Source organism: Rodentibacter myodis (genome assembly GCF_001999305.1).
Taxonomy (GTDB): domain Bacteria; phylum Pseudomonadota; class Gammaproteobacteria; order Enterobacterales; family Pasteurellaceae; genus Rodentibacter; species Rodentibacter myodis.
The window spans coordinates 1-1149 of record NZ_MLHQ01000005.1 but is presented as its reverse complement, the minus strand read 5'-3'; the positions used below and the strand labels follow the sequence as shown (position 1 = coordinate 1149).

Genomic DNA, 1149 nt, shown 5'->3' with positions numbered 1-1149 from the left:
AAATCAAAAAAACGCCTTAAACAAGGTTCATTTTGTTTATTTTTTATATGATAAAAATAGGCTAAACGCTCTACCAATTTATCCAAAGCTAACTCAGTCAAAATAAACAATCCTTGCTGATAAGTTTTAGTGGTAAGCAATTCTTTCACTGCTATTTCATCACGATAGATATCCAATTCTATTAAATACAGAATTGCCTCCGCGATTTTCTGATAATCCCCTTGATACAACGGTTCATAGTTTAATTGCCAAGCGTCTAAATTAAGCCAAACTTGTGGAATCAAAGCTGCATCAAACAAGCCATAAAGTTTTATTTTATTTTGAGTTTGCATTATTTATTCTCATTAATTTCATCTAACTTAACACAATCTATGCAAGTCTCTTGTCCTTCATTTGCTACAAGCTGTAACGCTCTCACCATATCAGGCGAACCAGTATCCATGACCAGCTCCCCCTCAACATACACATCCCCCACCAAGGTGATGCCTTCCCGGTCGATGATTATCGAACCACCCGGGCCGCTGATTTCTACCGTTTCATAACCCTCTAAGTCAAACTCTTCGCAGATTTGCTCAAGCAGTTCCCCCGCCCGCCAGCTGCCGTTTTGCGCAACTTCAATGTTTAATTCGTTGCCGACGTGGATAATGGTGTCGCCATGTACATTCACATAGCGGCTGTTGTTGACGTTGAGTATGTCATCTTTTTCAATTTTGGTGATACGATTACGTCCGATATGCTTGAATTGGTCTCGGTTGATGGTGAGGGCTTCGTCCTGTGCCACCGTTTCCGTGCGGTTGTTGCCGATGTGAACGGTTTCATTTCGGTTAACTTGTTCGGTACGGTCATTACCTATTTGAGTTGTTTCATCGTGTTTGACGATGTGGTTTAAGTCTTTTTCCGCGTGAAGAAAGATTTCTTCTTGTCCTTTCTCATCTTCAAAACGCAATTCATTAAACCCGTCACCTTTGTGGCTTTTGGATTTGATTGTGGTGCGGGTTTTGTGTTCGGGCAATGTGTAAGGCGGTTCGGTGGTGCTGTGGTAGGTGCGCCCGATAACGATGGGGTGGTCCGGGTCGCCGTGTAGATATTTCACCAGCACTTCATCTCCAATTCGCGGTATCATCATATTACCGTATTGCGCCCCCGCCC

Annotated in this window: 2 protein-coding genes; both read right to left on the bottom strand. The window is 42.9% G+C overall.

Annotated elements, in window-relative coordinates:
• A partial coding sequence (locus BKL49_RS01520) for a DUF4123 domain-containing protein (RefSeq protein WP_143530788.1) occupies nucleotides 1–332 on the bottom strand: 332 nt, incomplete at its 3' end.
• Nucleotides 332–1149 (bottom strand): type VI secretion system Vgr family protein (locus BKL49_RS12780; protein ID WP_279625905.1); only part of this gene is annotated, 818 nt, incomplete at its 5' end. The genes BKL49_RS01520 and BKL49_RS12780, both read right to left, overlap by 1 nt.